Genomic DNA, 16,411 nt, shown 5'->3' with positions numbered 1-16,411 from the left:
GAATGAATGACGCTCAGAAAGCGAGCGCGTCGGGACCGTCGTCGAGGTTCGACGCGACCTGGAGCACTTCCGGCGCGATTTCCGGCAGCACGGAGCCGAACACGAGCGCATGCGCCTCGCGCACCGGCGCGAACGAACGCCGATGATGCTCGCACGGACCATGCTCGCGCAGCGCCCGCAGATGCTGAGGCGTGCCGTAGCCCGAATGCGCGTCGAAACCGTACATCGGATAGGTTTGATGCAGGTCCAGCAGCATGCGGTCGCGCGTGACTTTCGCGAGAATCGATGCCGCGGAAATCTGCTTGATGAGCGCGTCGCCGCCGATCACCGCTTCCGAGCGGATCGAAAGCGTCGGGCAGCGGTTGCCGTCGACCTTGACGAGCGTCGGCGCCACCGCGAGGCCTTCCACCGCGCGCTTCATCGCGAGCATGGACGCGTGCAGAATGTTGATGGTGTCGATTTCCTCGACGCTCGCCGACGCGATGCAATAGGCGAGCGCGCGATCGACGATCTTCGCGTAGAGCTCTTCGCGCCGCTTGGCCGAGAGCGCCTTGGAATCGTCGAGGCCGTTGATTCGCGGCTTGGCGGGATCGAAAATCACCGCCGCCGCGACGACCGGGCCCGCCAGCGGGCCGCGCCCGGCTTCATCGACGCCACAGATGATGTCGAACGGCGAACTGAAATCGAGTCCCGTCTGAGCTGAATTTTTCGCCGCCATTAGCGCGGCCTCCGCGTGTCCAGCACCCGCGCGACCGCCTGGGCCGCCTTCTGCGCCGTATTCTGGCGCAGCGCGATGTGCATGTCGGTGAAGATTTCCGTCAGGGTACGGCGGTTGGCGTCGTCGTTCAACTGTTTCAGCGTGGCGTCGGCGAGCGCTTCGGGCGTGGCGAAATGCTGCAGGATTTCGGGCACGACGAAGCGCCCCGCCAGAATGTTCGGCAAGCCCACGTACGGCAGATAACCCTGCCGCTTCATGATCTGACCCGTGAGCCAGGGCACCTTGTACGAGATGACCATCGGCTTCTTGAGCAGCGCGGCTTCGAGCGTGACGGTGCCGCTTTTCACGAGAATCGCGTCGGCGGCGGTCATCGCGGTTTGCGCGCGGCCGTCGGTGATCGTCAGCGACAGGTGCGGATGCGCCTCTACGAGCGGCTGCAGCAATTCGCGCAGCGCCGGATTCGCGGCGGGCATCAGAAAGCGCACGCCCGGTTCGCGAAGCTGCATCAGCTCCATCGCGTCGAAAAAGGTCGGGCCGATCAGCGAGATTTCCGAACGGCGGCTGCCCGGCAACACGGCGATCACCGGACCGCCTTCCGCGATGCCGAGTTCGCGGCGTGCGCCGTTCGTGTCGGGTTCGAGCGGGATTTCGTCCGCGAGCGGATGGCCGACGTAGGTCGCCGCAACACCCGATTTTTCGAGCAGCGCTGTTTCGAACGGAAACACGCACAGCATGTGATCGACCGCTTTCACGATCTTCTTGATGCGCCCGCCGCGCCACGCCCAGATCGACGGGCAGACGAAATGCACGGTCGGAATCCCGGCTTCGCGCAGCGGTTGTTCGAGCCCGAAATTGAAATCGGGCGCGTCCACGCCGATAAACACCGAAGGCGGCTCCGCGAGCAGCTGCCGCTTGATCTCGTTGCGGATGCCGAGAATTTCGGGAATGTGCTTGAGCGCTTCGACATAGCCGCGCACGGTCAGTTTGTCCATCGGCCAGTGCGCTTCGAAACCCTCGGCCGTCATGCGCGGGCCGCCGATGCCGCTATAGCGCGTGCCGTCCGGCAGCGTTTGCCTCAGGCCCTTGAGCAGCGAGGCCGCGAGCAGGTCGCCAGACGGCTCGCCCGCGACCATCGCGATGCGTGGCGGGTTGTGGTTCGGGGTCATCGGGCGGCGTGCTTAGCGGATGATGCCGCGCTGCGACGCCGCGATGAAGTCGGAGAATGCCTTAACGGGCGCATCGCCCTCGCCGCCCGCCGTGCTCAGTTCCTTGAGCTGCACTTTCGCCTCTTCGAGCGACAGGCCGCTCTTGTAGACGATGCGATACGCCGAGCGCAACGCCGAAATGGCGTCGGGCGTAAAACCGCGGCGGCGCAGGCCTTCGACGTTGATGCCGTGCGGCTCCGCCTTGTTGCCCGCCGCGATCACGAAGGGCGGGACGTCCTGCACGAGCGCGGAGGCGCCGCCGAGCATCGAATGCGCGCCGATGCGCACGAACTGGTGCACGCCCGACATGCCGCCGATGATGGCGTGATCGCCGACGATCACGTGCCCCGCCAGTTGCGCATTGCTCGACATGATGACGTTGTCGCCAAGCCGGCAGTCATGGCCGACGTGCACGTACGCCATGATCCAGCAATCGCTGCCGATGGACGTGAGGCTCTGATCCTGCACCGTGCCCGTGTGCAGCGTCGTGAATTCGCGAATGGTGTTGCGGTCGCCGATTTCGAGGCGCGTCGGCTCGCCTTTGTACTTCATGTCCTGCGGACGGCCGCCGATCGACGCGTAATGGCCGATGCGGTTGTCGCGGCCGATCGTCGTGTGGCCCTCGATCACGCTGTGCGAGCCGACGGTCGTGCCCGCGCCGATCACGACGTGCGAACCGACGATCGCGTACGGTCCGACTTCGACGGAATCGTCGAGCTGCGCGCCCGGCTCGATGATCGCGGTGGGGTGAATCTTGCTCATGCGCTGATGGCCTTATGCGGTTCGTGCTGCTTGTTACGGTGAACGCGGGGTGTACGCAACGCAAATGCGCTTAAGCGTCCGTGTCCTTCACGGTACACATGAGCTCAGCTTCGGCGGCCGTCGCGCCGTCCACTTCGGCGCGCGCCTTGAACTTCCAGATGCCTCGCATGTACCGCTCGAAATTGACATTGAGCACCAGTTGATCACCCGGTTCCACCACGCGCTTGAAACGCGCGCCGTCGATACCGACGAAGTAGTAAAGCGTCTTGGCCGGGTCGTGCGGCTCTTCCGCGAAGGTCAGGAGCGCCGCGGTCTGCGCGAGCGCCTCGAGAATCAGCACGCCCGGCATGACCGGACGCGTCGGGAAGTGACCCTGGAAGAACGGCTCGTTGATCGTCACGTTCTTGATCGCTTTGATGCTCTTGTGCGGCTCAAGTTCGAGCACGCGGTCCACGAGCAGGATCGGATAGCGATGCGGCAACAGCGTGAGGATCTTGTGGATGTCGAAATTGATTTTTTCTGTGCTCATGGTCGTTCTGCTCACGCGCGTGTCGGCGCGGAAATTGGATGGCGGGCCGTCTCAGGCGCCCGCCCGGTTTGCTGCGTCTGTCGGGCTGCTCGAACCGGCCCGCTCTTGATTCGGCTTCGGCGCTTCGCTTTTGACGCGCCGGGCGCTCAGGCGCCGCTTCGATCGTCAGGCTTGCCCGCGTCCGCCAGCGCCGTTTCGAGCGCCTTGATGCGGTCGCGCATTTTGTCCAGATTGCGCATGATCGCCGCGCTCTTGTTCCACTCGGCGTGCGGCACGGCCGGAAACGCGCTCGTGTACAGGCCCGGCTTGAGCAGCGACTTCGACACGCCTGACTTCGCCGTGACGATCACGTAGTCCGCGAGCGTCACGTGGCCCGCAATGCCCACCGCCCCGCCGATCATGCAATGCTTGCCGATAGTCGTGCTGCCCGCGATGCCCGCGCAGCCCGCGATGACCGTGTAGGCGCCGATACGGCAGTTATGGCCGATCTGCACGAGATTGTCGATCTTCACGCTGGCCTCGATGACGGTGTCCGCCATCGCGCCGCGGTCGATCGTCGTGTTCGCGCCGATCTCCACGTCCTCCGCGATATCCACCGCGCCCACCTGCGGGATCTTCACCCAGCTTCCGGTGCGCGCTTCGCCCTCGCCGGTGAAATCCGGCGCGAAACCGAAGCCGTCCGCGCCGATCACCGCGCCCGCGTGCACGATCACGCGCGCGCCCAGCTTGCAGCCGTGATAAACGGTGACATTGGGATACAGATGCACGTCGTCGCCGAGCTGCACGCCGCGACCGACGACCACGCCGGCATCCAGCCTGACGCGCTCGCCGACGACCGCGCCCGCTTCCACCGTGACGTGCGGTCCGATCACAGCGCTCGCCGCGACCTTCGCATCGGCATCGACATAGGCGCTCGGATGCACGCCCGGCTTGGCCTTGGGCGTGGCCAGGTCGATGAACGCCTGCGCGACGCGCGCGAAATAAGCGTAGGGGTTCGGCGTGACGATGAAATTGCTGCCCGAGCGATTCGTCACCTTCTCGAGGTCCGCGGGGGAAATCAGCACCGCGCCGGCGCGGGTCGCTTCCACCTGCGGCAGATACTTCTGATTCGCAAGAAACGCCAGTTGTGCGGGGCCTGCCTTGTCGAGCGGCGCGAGGCTCCCGACCGCGTGCGCGCCGTCGCCGACCACCTCGCCGCCGAAGCGCTTCACCAGTTCGTCGAGCGTGATCGCCATGCCTGATGCCATCTCGTCCCAGTCCTCGTCAGTTCGAGCTCGATCCCGTGCCGGCCGAACTCGCGGCCAGCGCCTTCAGCACCTGATCCGTGATATCGATGCGCGGACTCACGTACACGGCTTCCTGCACGATGAGGTCGTAATGCTGCTGCTCCGCGATCTGCTTGATCACCTTGTTCGCCCGGTCCAGCACCGCCGCGAGTTCCTCGTTGCGGCGCTGATTCAGGTCTTCGCGGAATTCGCGCTGCTTGCGCTGAAAGTCCGCGTCGAGCTGCGCGAGGTCGCGCTGACGCGCCGCGCGGTCGGCCGGCGCCATCGAGGAACCGTTCTTGTCGATGTTGTCCGACATCGATTTCAGACGCTGCGCCATATCCTGCAGCGCTTTGTCGCGCTTGGAGAATTCCTGCTCCAGCTTCGACTGTGCGGCCTTCGCCGCCGACGATTCGCGCAGGATGCGGTCCGAATTCACGGCCGCGATGCGCGCTTCCTGAGCGCTGGCGGACATCGCCGCGCCCAGGCCGAGAACCATCGACAACGCAAGCGCCAGCGCCCTATGTTTCGAATGCTTACCGGTTCCCAAAGTGTTCCTCACGTTACGTCTGAATGAATGAAATTCGCGTTCGAAGACAGGCCGCTTAGAAAGCCGTACCGATCTGGAACTGGAACTTCTGATACTGGTCGCCTTCGTGCTTCTGCAGCGGGAAGCCGAGGCTCAGCTTGAGCGGGCCAATCGGCGAGATCCACGCGAGACCCACACCGTAGCCGTAGCGCAAGCCGTTCGCGCCGCCGCTCGTGCCGCCCTGGTTCGGATCGCCCCAGACGTTACCGGCATCGAGGAAGGTGAAGACGCGCAGCGTGCGGTCATAACCCGTGCCCGGCAGCGGGAACGTCAGTTCGATATTGCCCACCGCCATGCGCGAGCCGCCGATCGGGTCGTTCGTCTTGGAGTCGCGCGGACCCAGCGAACTCGGCGAGTAGCCGCGCACCGAACCGATACCGCCCGCGTAGTAGTTCTTGAAGATCGGGTACGTCTGGCCTTGCAGACCCTTGCCGTAGCCACCCTGCAGGTTGAAGCCGAGCACGAAGCCGCGCGCGAACGAGTAGTAGTACTGGAACTGCGCGTCGAACTTGGCGTACGTCGTGTTGCCGAGCGGCGTGCCGTATTCCGCGTTCGACTGGATGTAGTAACCGCGGCTCGGCACCAGCGCGCTGTCGCGATTGTCGCGCGACCAGCCGACCGTCAGCGGATAGTTGTTCACCACGCGGCCGAACTCGTTCACGTAGTTCTGATACGACTGCGGCGTGGCCGAGTCGAGATCCATCGTGTTCTGCTCGGCGCCGACGCCGAAGAACACCGTGTCCTGCTCGGAGAACGGGATGCCGAACTTGGTGTCCGCACCCATCGTGATGATCTTGAAGCTCGAATCCGTCGAGTAATACAGCGGCTGATACGTGCGGTAGTACGCGTCGGTAATGCGCTTGATGCCGTCGATCGTGAAGTACGGATCGACCTGCGTTACGGTCAGCGTGCGGTATGTCTTCGCGGTGTTCACGTTGACCGCGAGACTCGTGCCCGAGCCGAACACGTTGTCCTGCGACACGCCCGCGGACAGCACCACCTTGTCCGTCGACGAGAAGCCCGCGCCCAGCGTGATCGCGCCGGTCGGCTTTTCCGCGACCTTCACATCGACGTCGACCTGGTCGTTCGTGCCTTCGACGGGAACCGTCGTGACGTCCACGTCGGTGAAATAGCCGAGACGGTTGATACGGTCCTTCGACAGCCCGAGGCGGCTCGAATCGAACCACGAGCTTTCGAGCTGACGCATTTCACGGCGCACCACTTCGTCGCGCGTGCGCGTATTGCCGACGATGTTCACGCGACGCACATACACGCGGCGGCTCGGGTCGACTTGCAGCGTGAGCGCGACCGTGTGATCCGCCTGATCGATCTGCGGCTGAGCGTTGACCTGCGCGAACGCGTAGCCGTACTCGCCGAGCTTGTCGACGATCGCCTTGGTCGTGGCCTGCAGCTTCTCGGCCGAGAAGCGCTCGCCCGGCTTGATCTTGATGAGCTTCTTGAGCTCGGCCTCGCGGTCGAGCAGATTTCCCGCCAGCTGGACGCTGCTGATCTTGTACGGCTCGCCTTCATGCACGGCGATCGTCAGATACATGTCCTTCTTGTCCGGCGAGATCGACACCTGCGTGGAATCGATGCTGAACTCGAGGTAGCCGCGGTTCAGGTAGTACGAGCGCACGTTCTCGAGGTCGCCCGTCAGCTTTTCCTTCGCGTACAGATCGCTCTTCGTGTACCACGAGAACCAGTTCGGCGTGGACAGCTGCATTTCGCCGAGCAGCGTGTTCGAACTGAACGCCTTGTTGCCGACGAAGTTGATCTGGCGAATCTTCGCGCTCGGACCTTCGGCGACCGAGAACAGGATCGCGACGCGGTTGCGGTCAACCGGCGTCACGGTGGTCGTGACTTCCGCCGCGTAGTAGCCGCGCGTGAGGTATTGGCGCTTGAGCTCCTGCTCCGCCTTGTCGACGAGCGCCTTGTCGTACGAGCGGCCTTGCGACAGGCCGACCGAGCGCAGCGCCTTGGTCAGATTTTCCTTGTCGAACTCGTGCAGGCCCGCGAAGTCGATGGCGGAGATCGCCGGGCGCTCCTGCACCTGCACGACCACCACGTTGCCTTCGGTGGCGATCTGAACGTCGTTGAAGAAGCCCGTTGCGTACAGCGCGCGAATCGCTTCGGAGGCCTTGTCGTCGGTGAAGGTGTCGCCTTGCTTGATGGGCAGATAAGCGAACACGGAGCCCGGTTCGATGCGTTGAAGACCGTCGATCCGAATATCCTGCACGACGAACGGCGTGGTGGCGTGCGCCGCCATACCCGTCGCGGCCAGCGCCGCGGCCACAGCCGTCTTAGGAACAAAGCGATGAGGTTTGAACAACGTGCTTCCCCAGTATTTAAAGCTGCATTCGTTCCGGCGGTCGCTCGAAAGACGCCGCCAGAAATTGTCAAAGTGGATCAGAAACGAATCAGGCGAGCGAGGTCGTTGAACAATGCGATCATCGACAGCGCGACGATGCAGACCAGGCCCGCCCTTTGCAGAACAAGCTGCCAGCGATCGGATACAGCCTTGCCGGTAACAGCCTCAACCAAATAATATAACAGATGACCACCGTCCAAAACGGGAATCGGTAACAAGTTCAACACACCGAGGCTGATGCTGACGAGCGCCAGAAACGAAACGAAGGCCGTCAAACCGAGCCTTGCGCTCTTGCCCGCATAGTCGGCAATCGTGACAGGCCCCGACAGATTCTTGAGCGACGCCTCGCCGACGATCATCCGCCCGAACATGCGCAGCGAGTACACGCTGATGTCCCACGTGCGGTTCACGCCGAGACGCAAGCTCTCGATCGGCCCGTAGCGCACGTCCACGGTCGGCAGCTGGTTCGCGAGCGCCGCGCCGATCCGGCCGATATCCTTGCCCGACGACGCATCGCGCTTGATGTCGGGCACGATCTGCACCGCTTCGCGCTGGCCGTTGCGCTCGATCACGAGCGTCACGGGCTTCGCGCCATGCGCCTTCACGTAGTCGATGAAGCTCGCCGCGTTGTCGACGGAACGGCCGTCGATCGCGCGCAGCGTGTCGCCCGCCTTGAGGCCGCTTTTCTGTGCGGCGCTGCCCGCCTCGACGCCCGCCACCGTCAGCGTGCCGCCGCCCGGCGCGAAGCCGAGCTTGTCCATGAAGTCCTGATCGGCGTCGGCGTCGGTAATGCCGGCGACGCTCACCGGAAAGTCGAAGGTGCCCTCGTGCGTCTTCGCGGTGAGCACGACGCGGCGGTGGTCGAACGACGCATCGAGCAGTTTCCAGCGCAGGTCGGACCAGGAGCGGATCGGATGCGTCTCGCCGCCTTGCGCGTCGCGCATCGAAAGAATGTTTTCGCCGCCTTCGAAGCCCGCGCGCGCCGCCGCCGTTTCCGGCGCAGGCTGCGAGACGATCGCTGCCGGTTCTGTCACGCCGCCCGCGAACACCGCGGAAAAAAGCGCGATCGCCAGCAGGAAGTTGGCGACGGGCCCCGCCGCGACGATCGCGATGCGCTTGCCGACACTCTGCCGGTTGAACGCGCGCGGCAGGTCCTCCGGGGCAATCTTCTGGCCGCTCTCCGGATCGACCTCGCGCTCGTCGAGCATCTTCACATAGCCGCCGAGCGGCAACGCGGCGATCGTCCACTGGACGCCCGTCTTCTTGCTGACCCATTGCACGAGCGGTTTGCCGAAGCCCACCGAAAAACGCAGCACCTTCACGCCGCACAGGCGCGCGACGCTGTAGTGACCGAATTCGTGGACGACGACGAGCACGCCTATCGCGACGACGAAGGCGACGATTTCGGTCAGAAAGTTCATGACGGCCTCAATGGGCGATGGGTTCGGCGCCTGGCGCGCTCGCGGTGAGCTCTGCGACGAAACCGGATGCGAGACGGCGCGCGTTCGCATCGGCGGCGAGGACGTCGGCAAGCGTGGCAGCGCTCGTGTTCGGCAAGGCGTTCAGCACGCGCTCCACCACCTCGCCGATCGCCATGAAGCCGATGCGGCGTTCGAGGAACGCCTCCACGGCGATTTCGTTCGCCGCATTGAGCGCGGCGCTCGCGATGCCGCCCGCCTCCAGCGCCTGAATCGCGAGCGCGAGACACGGAAAGCGCGCGAAATCGGGTTTCTCGAACGTAAGGGACGCGATCTGCGCGAGGTCGAGCGCCGCGACGCCCGAGTCCACACGCTCAGGATACGCCAGCGCATGCGCGATGGGCGTGCGCATATCGGGATTGCCAAGCTGCGCGAGCACCGAGCCGTCCGCGTAGGACACCATCGAATGAATCACGCTTTGCGGATGGATCAGCACCTCGATGCGCGATCCGGGCAGATCGAAGAGCCAGTGCGCCTCGATGACTTCGAGGCCCTTGTTCATCATCGTTGCGGAATCGACGGAAATCTTGCGGCCCATCGCCCAGTTCGGGTGCTTCACGGCCTCTTCGGGCGTGACGTTCACGAGCGTGGCCGGCTCGCGCGTGCGGAACGGGCCGCCGGATGCCGTGAGGATGATCTTCGAGACGCCGCCGTGCAGCTTCGCCTCTTTGTCCGCGCAAGGCGGCAGGCACTGAAATACCGCGTTGTGCTCGCTGTCGACCGGCAGCAGGATCGCGCCGTTATCGCGCACCGCGTCCATGAAGATCTGGCCGGACATCACGAGCGCTTCCTTGTTCGCAAGCAGGATGCGCTTGCCGGCGCGCGCGGCGGCGAGCGTGGGCGCAAGGCCCGCCGCGCCGACGATGGCCGCGACGACCGTATCGCACGAATCCGCGCGTGCGACCTCGACGAGCGCGTCGGGCCCGTGCGTCACTTCTGTCTTGCAGCCCGCGGCGCGCAAGGCCTGAGCGACGCGCGCGGCGGTTTCGGCATCGCCGACGACGGCCACTTCGGGCTGAAACTTCAGACATTGGGCGACGAGCTTCTCGCCGTTGCGATGCGCGCTGAGCGCGTAGACCGAGAAACGGTCCGGGTGCCGCGCCACGACGTCGAGCGTGCTATCGCCGATCGAGCCCGTGGAGCCGAGCAATGTGAGACGTTTTTGCATGAATTCTTCTCTAGCCGGTCAGCCGAGCATGAGCAAGGCAATCGGCAATACGGGCAACAATGCGTCGATGCGGTCGAGGACGCCGCCGTGACCCGGCAGCAGGCCGCTCGAATCCTTGACGCCGGCCTGGCGCTTCAGCAGCGACTCGAACAGATCGCCGACCACGCTGAACGCGACCAGCACGGAAAGCGCGACGAATGAGCGATCCCAGCCGAGATGCTCGACGAAGGCCGTGAAAACGGTGGGCGCATAAAAACCGGTGCCGGCGGCGAGCGCGCCGATGACGATGACCGCGAGCCACCCGCCGACGGCGCCCTCCCAGGTCTTGCCGGGGCTGATCGACGGAGCGAGCTTGTGGCGGCCGAGCGCTTTTCCGGCGAAGTATGCGCCTATATCAGCCAGCCAGACTACTAGCAGAAGCGATAGCACGAACGCCACGCCGCGCGTGCGCGCGTCGACGACCGCGTGCCAGCAGGCCAGAAACACAACGATACCCGCAAAAAGCAGGAAGGCGCGCCACGCGTGGGCGGCGAGCGTCGGCTTGCGCAGCAGCGCATACGGACCGGCGAGCACCCAGAAGATCGCGGCCATCTCGTACAGCGGCGTGGATCTGATGCCGAGGAACGCGCTCAGGACGAGCGCCAGTCCTGCGACGACCGCGTACGCCACCGGCCCCGCGCCGTTCAGCTTGAGGAGCCGGCCCCATTCCCATGCCGCGAACACCACGACGAAGCCGATCAGCGCGCCGAACGCGCCGATCGGCGCGAACAGCGTGATCGGCACGAGTACCGCGAGCAGGACGATTGCCGTGATGACACGGGTTCTTAGCATGAAAGGGTGTCGGCCTTCTGCGATTGAGAAGCGAGCTGCGCGCTCGTGCGCCCGAAGCGGCGCTCACGGTCGCCGTACGATGCGATCGCGCGGTCGAGCGCGTCGGCGTCGAAATCCGGCCAGTAGGTATCGGTGAAATAGAACTCGGTGTACGCGAGTTGCCACAGCAGGAAGTTGCTGATGCGCTGCTCGCCGCCCGTGCGGATGAAAAGATCCGGCTCCGGCGCGTAGGCCATCGCGAGATGCTCGGCGAAGGATTCGTCGTCCACGCGCGCGGCCACGCCCGTTTCGAGCGATTGCGCGATGAGCTTCTTCGTGGCCTGCATGATGTCCCAGCGCCCGCCGTAGTTGGCGGCGATGGTCAGCGTGAGGCGCGTATTGCGCGCGGTCTTGGTCTCGGCGCGCTGGATCAGCGCGCGGATCTTGTCGTCGAACATGGAGATGTCGCCGACGACGCGCAAGCGGATGCCATTCGCGTGCAGCTTGCCGATCTCGCGTTCGAGCGCGGTAACGAAAAGGCGCATCAGGAACGACACTTCGTCGGTCGGACGGCGCCAGTTCTCGGAACTGAACGCGAACAGCGTGACGAATTCGACGCCGCGGCGCGCGCAGCTTTCGACGGTCGCGCGAACCGCGTCGACGCCGCGCGTGTGACCGGCGACGCGCGGCAAGCGCCGTTGCGTCGCCCAACGGCCATTGCCGTCCATGATGATCGCGACGTGACGCGGGACAGCCGCGACATCGGGCACGGTAACGGTAGAGCTGGTATAGGTCATGGCCGGTGAATCTTGGAATCGGAAGGAGTGAGAGCCAGCCCGGGCGAATGCGCGCCCGAAGCTGGCGAAACCGTCTCTACGGCCTCACACCGTCATGATTTCGGCTTCTTTCGTCTGAACGAGCTTGTCGATTTCCGCGACGAACTTGTCCGTGAGCTTCTGCACTTCGTCGCTCGAACGGCGCTCGTCGTCTTCCGAAATTTCCTTGTCCTTCACGAGCTTCTTGAGGGCGTCGTTCGCGTCGCGGCGCAGGTTGCGCACGGCCACCTTCGCGGTTTCGCCTTCGCTCTTCACGACTTTCGTGAGCTCGCGGCGGCGCTCTTCGGTCAGCGCGGGCATCGGCACGCGGATCAGATCGCCTTGCGTGGCGGGGTTCAGGCCGAGATCGGACTCGCGGATCGCCTTTTCGACGACCGGCACCATCTTCTTTTCCCACGGCTGCACGCCGATCGTGCGCGCGTCGACGAGCGTCATGTTCGCGACTTGCGAAATGGGCACGTTCGAGCCGTAGTAGTCGACCTGGATATGGTCGAGCAGGCCCGTATGCGCACGCCCCGTGCGAATCTTGGCGAGATCGGCCTTGAACGCTTCGATCGACCGCTGCATCTTCTGGTCGACACCCTTTTTAATGTCAGCCACACTCATTTTCAACCTCCAAACCTGGTTTTACCGGCGAAACGCGGCGCATCCCGCGCGGCTTTTGCCGTGCCGCGGAGCGCCCGATACCGCGAGAGTTTACACGTGGACGAGCGTCCCTTCGTCGTCGCCCTGCACGATGCGCCTCAACGCGCCCGGCTTCGTGATCGAGAACACGCGAATCGGCAGCTTCTGGTCGCGGCACAGTGCGAACGCGGTGGCGTCCATGACCTGCAGGTTGCGGCCGATCGCCTCGTCGAAGCTGATCGTGCTGTAGCGCGTCGCGCTCGGATCCTTCTTCGGGTCGGCGGAGTATACGCCATCGACCTTCGTCGCCTTCAACACGACTTCGGCGCCGACTTCCGAGCCGCGCAAGGCGGCTGCCGTATCCGTCGTGAAGAACGGGTTGCCCGTGCCGGCCGCGAAAATCACCACCTTGCCCTCTTCCAGCTGACGGATTGCGCGCGGGCGAATATACGGCTCGACCACCTGATCCATGCGCAGCGCCGACTGCACGCGCGCTTCGATGCCCGCGTGACGCATCGCGTCCTGCAAGGCGAGCGCGTTCATCATCGTGGCGAGCATGCCCATGTAGTCGGCCGTCGCGCGGTCCATGCCGGCCGCGCCACCCGCCACGCCGCGGAAGATGTTGCCGCCGCCGATCACGACGGCCAGCTGCGTTCCGATCCGCACCACCTCCGCGATATCCGCCACCATCCTTTCGATCGTTGCGCGATTGATGCCGAAAGCATCGTCGCCCATCAGGGCTTCGCCGGAGAGTTTGAGGAGTACGCGTTTGTAGGCTGTGGGCATATGAGGTTCCGATCGCGCCGAGGAGGGTTGCAACAACGTAGAACTGTAGGGGTGAAACATTAGTTACCGCAAGCGCGCCGGATCGGGCGGCGGGCGCGGAGGATCAGGGTTTACCCCTGCCCAGCCGCGCCCGCTCTCGTGTGCGAACCGGATCGCCGAATTCTTGCGGCGGGACAATCCGCCGCGGCACTGCAGGCTCGACGCGTGGTCGCGCTTTTCACAGCGCACGCGCCTCAAGGGAGCCTTGGGGTGATGCTTACGACTGCTTGGCCGCCGCGACTTGCGCCGCGACTTCAGCCGCGAAATCGTCCTGCTTCTTCTCGATGCCCTCGCCGACCACGAACAGCGCGAACTTCTGCACCGACGCGTTCGCCGCCTTCAGCATCTGCTCGATCGTCTGCTTGTCGTTCTTCACGAACGGCTGGTTCAGCAGCGAGACTTCCTTCAGATACTTCTGGATCGAGCCGTCGACCATCTTCGCGACGATCTCGGCCGGCTTGCCCGACTCGGCCGCCTTCTGCTCGGCGATGCTGCGCTCCTTGGCGATCAGGTCGGCCGGCACTTCGTCCGACGACAGCGAAACCGGCTTCATCGCGGCGACGTGCATGGCCACGTCCTTGCCGACTTGCTCGTCCGCGCCCGTGAACTCGACCAGCACGCCGATGCGCGTGCCGTGCAGGTATGCCGCGACCTTGTTGGCGGTCTCGAAGCGCACGAAACGGCGAATCGACAGGTTTTCACCGATCTTGCCGACCAGCGCGAGACGCACGGCGTCGACCGTCGAGCTTTCCAGCGGCAGCGCCGACAGCGCAGCGATGTCTGCCGGATTGTTCTTGGCGACCAGTTCGGCGATCGTCTTGCCGAATGCCAGGAAGTCGTCGTTCTTCGCAACGAAGTCGGTTTCGCAGTTCAGTTCGACGAGCGCGCCCACGCCGCCTTCGACGTGCGCCGTGACAATGCCTTCGGCCGTCACGCGCGATGCCGCCTTGCTCGCCTTGTTGCCGAGCTTCACGCGCAGCAGTTCTTCCGCGCGCGCCATGTCGCCGTCAGCTTCCGTCAGCGCCTTTTTGCATTCCATCATCGGCGCGTCGGTCTTCGCGCGCAGTTCTGCCACCATGCTTGCGGTAATTGCCGCCATCATTCGCTCCTTGAGTCTGTTTGATACGTGCCGCGGCTTCGAGCGCCGGCGGCAGGAATTGGTTTCAACGATCGCGAAACATCGCGCTGGCTAAAAAAAAGGGGCCTTTCGCAAAGCCCCCTTTTTTGTCGGCCGCAGGGCTCGATTACGCCTGCTCGTTGACCTCGACGAACTCGTCGCCTTCGCCGTTGCGCACGGCCTGGACCACGTCGTTCACCGCGTTCGCGCGGCCTTCGAGGATCGCGTCGGCCACGCCTTCGGCGTACAGCGCGACGGCCTTCGACGCGTCGTCGTTACCCGGGATGACGTAGTCGATGCCTTCCGGCGAGTGGTTCGTATCGACCACGGCGATGACCGGAATGCCGAGCTTCTTCGCTTCGGTGACAGCAATCTTGTGGTAGCCGACGTCGATGACAAACATCGCGTCCGGAATGCCGCCCATGTCCTTCACGCCGCCGATCGACTTTTGCAGCTTGACCATTTCGCGTTCGAACAGGAGCGCTTCCTTCTTGCTCATGCGCTCGGTTTCACCCGATTCCAGCGCCGCTTCCATGTCCTTCAGGCGCTTGATCGAAACCTTCAGCGTCTTGAAGTTGGTCATCATGCCGCCGAGCCAGCGGGCGTTGACGAACGGCATGCCTGCGCGCGCCGCTTCCTGAGCGATCGTGTCGCGCGACTGGCGCTTCGTGCCGACGAAAAGAATCGTGCCGCGGTTCGCTGCCAACTGGCGCACGTACTTCAGCGCGTCGTTGTAGAGCGGCAGCGTCTTTTCGAGGTTGATGATGTGAATCTTGTTGCGATGACCGAAGATATACGGGGCCATCTTGGGGTTCCAGAAGCGCGTTTGGTGACCGAAGTGGACACCGGCTTCCAGCATTTGACGCATCGTGACTGCCATGAAATTCTCCGCGAGGGTTGGGTCTTAAGCCGGCTGCCGCATCCCGCGCTTCTACAATATGAGCGTGGAACACCCTGGGTGCGCCGGCTTGCGTATCGACTAACTAAGCCGCTGAATCTAAGTCGCTTTCGCCGATTGCGCCCTGATTGTCTCGTAACACCGTGACGGCAATATGGATTGCGACTTAGCCAGTAAGTATAGCATGTGACGATTGTCCGGCTCAAGCCGCCCGCTCGGAGCGAACGGCGTTCTGAGCGCCGACAACGCGCCCGCCGCCGCGCCGCGGCTGAAACTATCCGGGTGCGGCGCATTTCTTAAGGTGCGATAATGCCGCTTTCGCGGCTCACTGCCGCCTATACGCATTTCCGAGCCAAGTCATGTCCATTACGCTGAAAAACGATCACGATATCGCGCAGATGCGCGTCGCCTGCCGGCTCGCCAGCGAAGTGCTCGATTTCATCACGCCGCGCATCGTTCCCGGCGTGACGACCGAGGAACTCGATCGTCTCTGTCACGAATATATGGTGAAGGAACAGGGCACCGTTCCCGCGCCGCTGAATTATCAGCCGCCCGGCTATCCGCCGTATCCCAAGGCAACCTGCATTTCCGTGAACGACGTGATCTGTCACGGCATTCCGGGCGAGAAGGTGCTCAAGAACGGCGACGCGCTCAACATCGACATCACCGTCATCAAGAACGGATATTTCGGCGACACGAGCCGCATGTTCATCGTCGGCGAAGGCTCGATTCTCGCCAAGCGCCTCGTGCAGACCACCTTCGACTGCATGTGGCTCGGCATCGATCAGGTGCGCCCCGGCGCGCATCTGGGCGATATCGGCGCGGCAATTCAGAAACACGCGGAATCGCAAGGCTATAGCGTGGTGCGCGAATACTGCGGCCACGGCATCGGCCAGGTGTTCCACGAAGAGCCGCAAGTGCTGCATTATGGGCGTCCGGGTACGGGCATCGAATTGCAGGCGGGCATGATCTTCACCGTCGAGCCGATGATCAACGCCGGCCGCCGCGAAATTCGCACCATGCCCGACCAGTGGACCGTCAAGACGCGCGACCGCAGCCTCTCGGCGCAATGGGAGCACACGGTGCTCGTCACGCCGACCGGCTACGAAGTGCTGACGGTCTCGGCGGGCACGCAGGCGCCGTCGCAACTGATCGCGGCCACCGCCTGATTCCGCGTTCGTCCGCGCGACGGCCACGATGGCCGGCGCGCCTCCCTTCT

The 16,411-nt window shown here is 64.1% G+C and carries 16 protein-coding genes; 1 reads left to right on the top strand and 15 read right to left on the bottom strand.

Annotated features, from left to right (window positions below):
- Window positions 1–13 precede the first annotated feature (13 nt).
- The 15 genes from rnhB to rpsB all read right to left on the bottom strand — a co-directional run bounded on the left by rnhB (window position 14) and on the right by rpsB (window position 15,174).
- Complete coding sequence (gene rnhB, locus AWB70_RS05735) at window positions 14–718, bottom strand: ribonuclease HII (RefSeq protein ID WP_014191139.1); 705 nt, start codon at window positions 716–718, stop codon at window positions 14–16.
- Window positions 718–1,884, bottom strand: a complete 1,167-nt coding sequence (lpxB, locus tag AWB70_RS05730; protein ID WP_053567991.1) for a lipid-A-disaccharide synthase — start codon at window positions 1,882–1,884, stop codon at window positions 718–720. The genes rnhB and lpxB overlap by 1 nt, the downstream gene beginning before the upstream one ends.
- 12 nt (window positions 1,885–1,896) lie before the next feature.
- A complete protein-coding gene (gene lpxA, locus AWB70_RS05725; RefSeq protein WP_014191137.1) occupies window positions 1,897–2,685 on the bottom strand; it encodes an acyl-ACP--UDP-N-acetylglucosamine O-acyltransferase in 789 nt (262 codons plus the stop codon).
- A gap of 70 nt (window positions 2,686–2,755) precedes the next feature.
- A complete protein-coding gene (fabZ, locus tag AWB70_RS05720) occupies window positions 2,756–3,214 on the bottom strand; it encodes a 3-hydroxyacyl-ACP dehydratase FabZ (protein WP_014191136.1) in 459 nt (152 codons plus the stop codon).
- 146 nt (window positions 3,215–3,360) lie between these two features.
- On the bottom strand, window positions 3,361–4,449 hold the full coding sequence (gene lpxD / locus AWB70_RS05715) for a UDP-3-O-(3-hydroxymyristoyl)glucosamine N-acyltransferase (protein WP_053567990.1): 1,089 nt from the start codon (window positions 4,447–4,449) through the stop codon (window positions 3,361–3,363).
- A 28-nt stretch (window positions 4,450–4,477) separates the two neighbouring features.
- A complete protein-coding gene (locus AWB70_RS05710) occupies window positions 4,478–4,978 on the bottom strand; it encodes an OmpH/Skp family outer membrane protein (RefSeq protein ID WP_045450453.1) in 501 nt (166 codons plus the stop codon).
- Window positions 4,979–5,084: 106 nt separating this feature from the next.
- Entirely contained in the window at window positions 5,085–7,397 is a 2,313-nt protein-coding gene (bamA, locus tag AWB70_RS05705; RefSeq protein ID WP_014191133.1) for an outer membrane protein assembly factor BamA, read from the bottom strand.
- 77 nt (window positions 7,398–7,474) lie between these two features.
- A complete protein-coding gene (gene rseP / locus AWB70_RS05700) occupies window positions 7,475–8,857 on the bottom strand; it encodes an RIP metalloprotease RseP (RefSeq protein ID WP_053567989.1) in 1,383 nt (460 codons plus the stop codon).
- A 7-nt stretch (window positions 8,858–8,864) separates the two neighbouring features.
- Window positions 8,865–10,082, bottom strand: a complete 1,218-nt coding sequence (locus AWB70_RS05695) for a 1-deoxy-D-xylulose-5-phosphate reductoisomerase (protein ID WP_053567988.1) — start codon at window positions 10,080–10,082, stop codon at window positions 8,865–8,867.
- Between the two features lie 18 nt (window positions 10,083–10,100).
- Window positions 10,101–10,913 (bottom strand): phosphatidate cytidylyltransferase, encoded by an 813-nt coding sequence (locus AWB70_RS05690; protein ID WP_053567987.1) that lies wholly within the window; start codon window positions 10,911–10,913, stop codon window positions 10,101–10,103.
- The gene (gene uppS, locus AWB70_RS05685; RefSeq protein WP_053567986.1) at window positions 10,907–11,689 is read right to left on the bottom strand and encodes a polyprenyl diphosphate synthase; all 783 of its coding nucleotides are present in this window, start codon (window positions 11,687–11,689) and stop codon (window positions 10,907–10,909) included. The genes AWB70_RS05690 and uppS overlap by 7 nt, the downstream gene beginning before the upstream one ends.
- A gap of 84 nt (window positions 11,690–11,773) precedes the next feature.
- The gene (gene frr, locus AWB70_RS05680; protein ID WP_014191128.1) at window positions 11,774–12,334 is read right to left on the bottom strand and encodes a ribosome recycling factor; all 561 of its coding nucleotides are present in this window, start codon (window positions 12,332–12,334) and stop codon (window positions 11,774–11,776) included.
- A gap of 90 nt (window positions 12,335–12,424) precedes the next feature.
- Window positions 12,425–13,138 carry a UMP kinase gene (gene pyrH, locus AWB70_RS05675; RefSeq protein WP_014191127.1) on the bottom strand — a complete coding sequence of 238 codons (714 nt, stop codon included), beginning with the start codon at window positions 13,136–13,138 and terminating at the stop codon, window positions 12,425–12,427.
- A gap of 256 nt (window positions 13,139–13,394) precedes the next feature.
- Complete coding sequence (tsf, locus tag AWB70_RS05670) at window positions 13,395–14,276, bottom strand: translation elongation factor Ts (protein ID WP_014191126.1); 882 nt, start codon at window positions 14,274–14,276, stop codon at window positions 13,395–13,397.
- 145 nt (window positions 14,277–14,421) lie between these two features.
- Window positions 14,422–15,174, bottom strand: coding sequence for a 30S ribosomal protein S2 (gene rpsB, locus AWB70_RS05665; RefSeq protein WP_014191125.1), 753 nt, complete (start codon window positions 15,172–15,174; stop codon window positions 14,422–14,424).
- Window positions 15,175–15,551: 377 nt separating this feature from the next.
- Between rpsB and map the strand changes: the two genes are divergently transcribed.
- Entirely contained in the window at window positions 15,552–16,361 is an 810-nt protein-coding gene (gene map, locus AWB70_RS05660; RefSeq protein ID WP_014191124.1) for a type I methionyl aminopeptidase, read from the top strand.
- Window positions 16,362–16,411: the final 50 nt, after the last annotated feature.

The sequence above is a fragment of the Caballeronia cordobensis genome (genome assembly GCF_001544575.2).
Classification (GTDB): domain Bacteria; phylum Pseudomonadota; class Gammaproteobacteria; order Burkholderiales; family Burkholderiaceae; genus Caballeronia; species Caballeronia cordobensis.
Note: the sequence above shows the minus strand (reverse complement) of the source record. Positions and strands in the feature narration are given on the sequence as shown.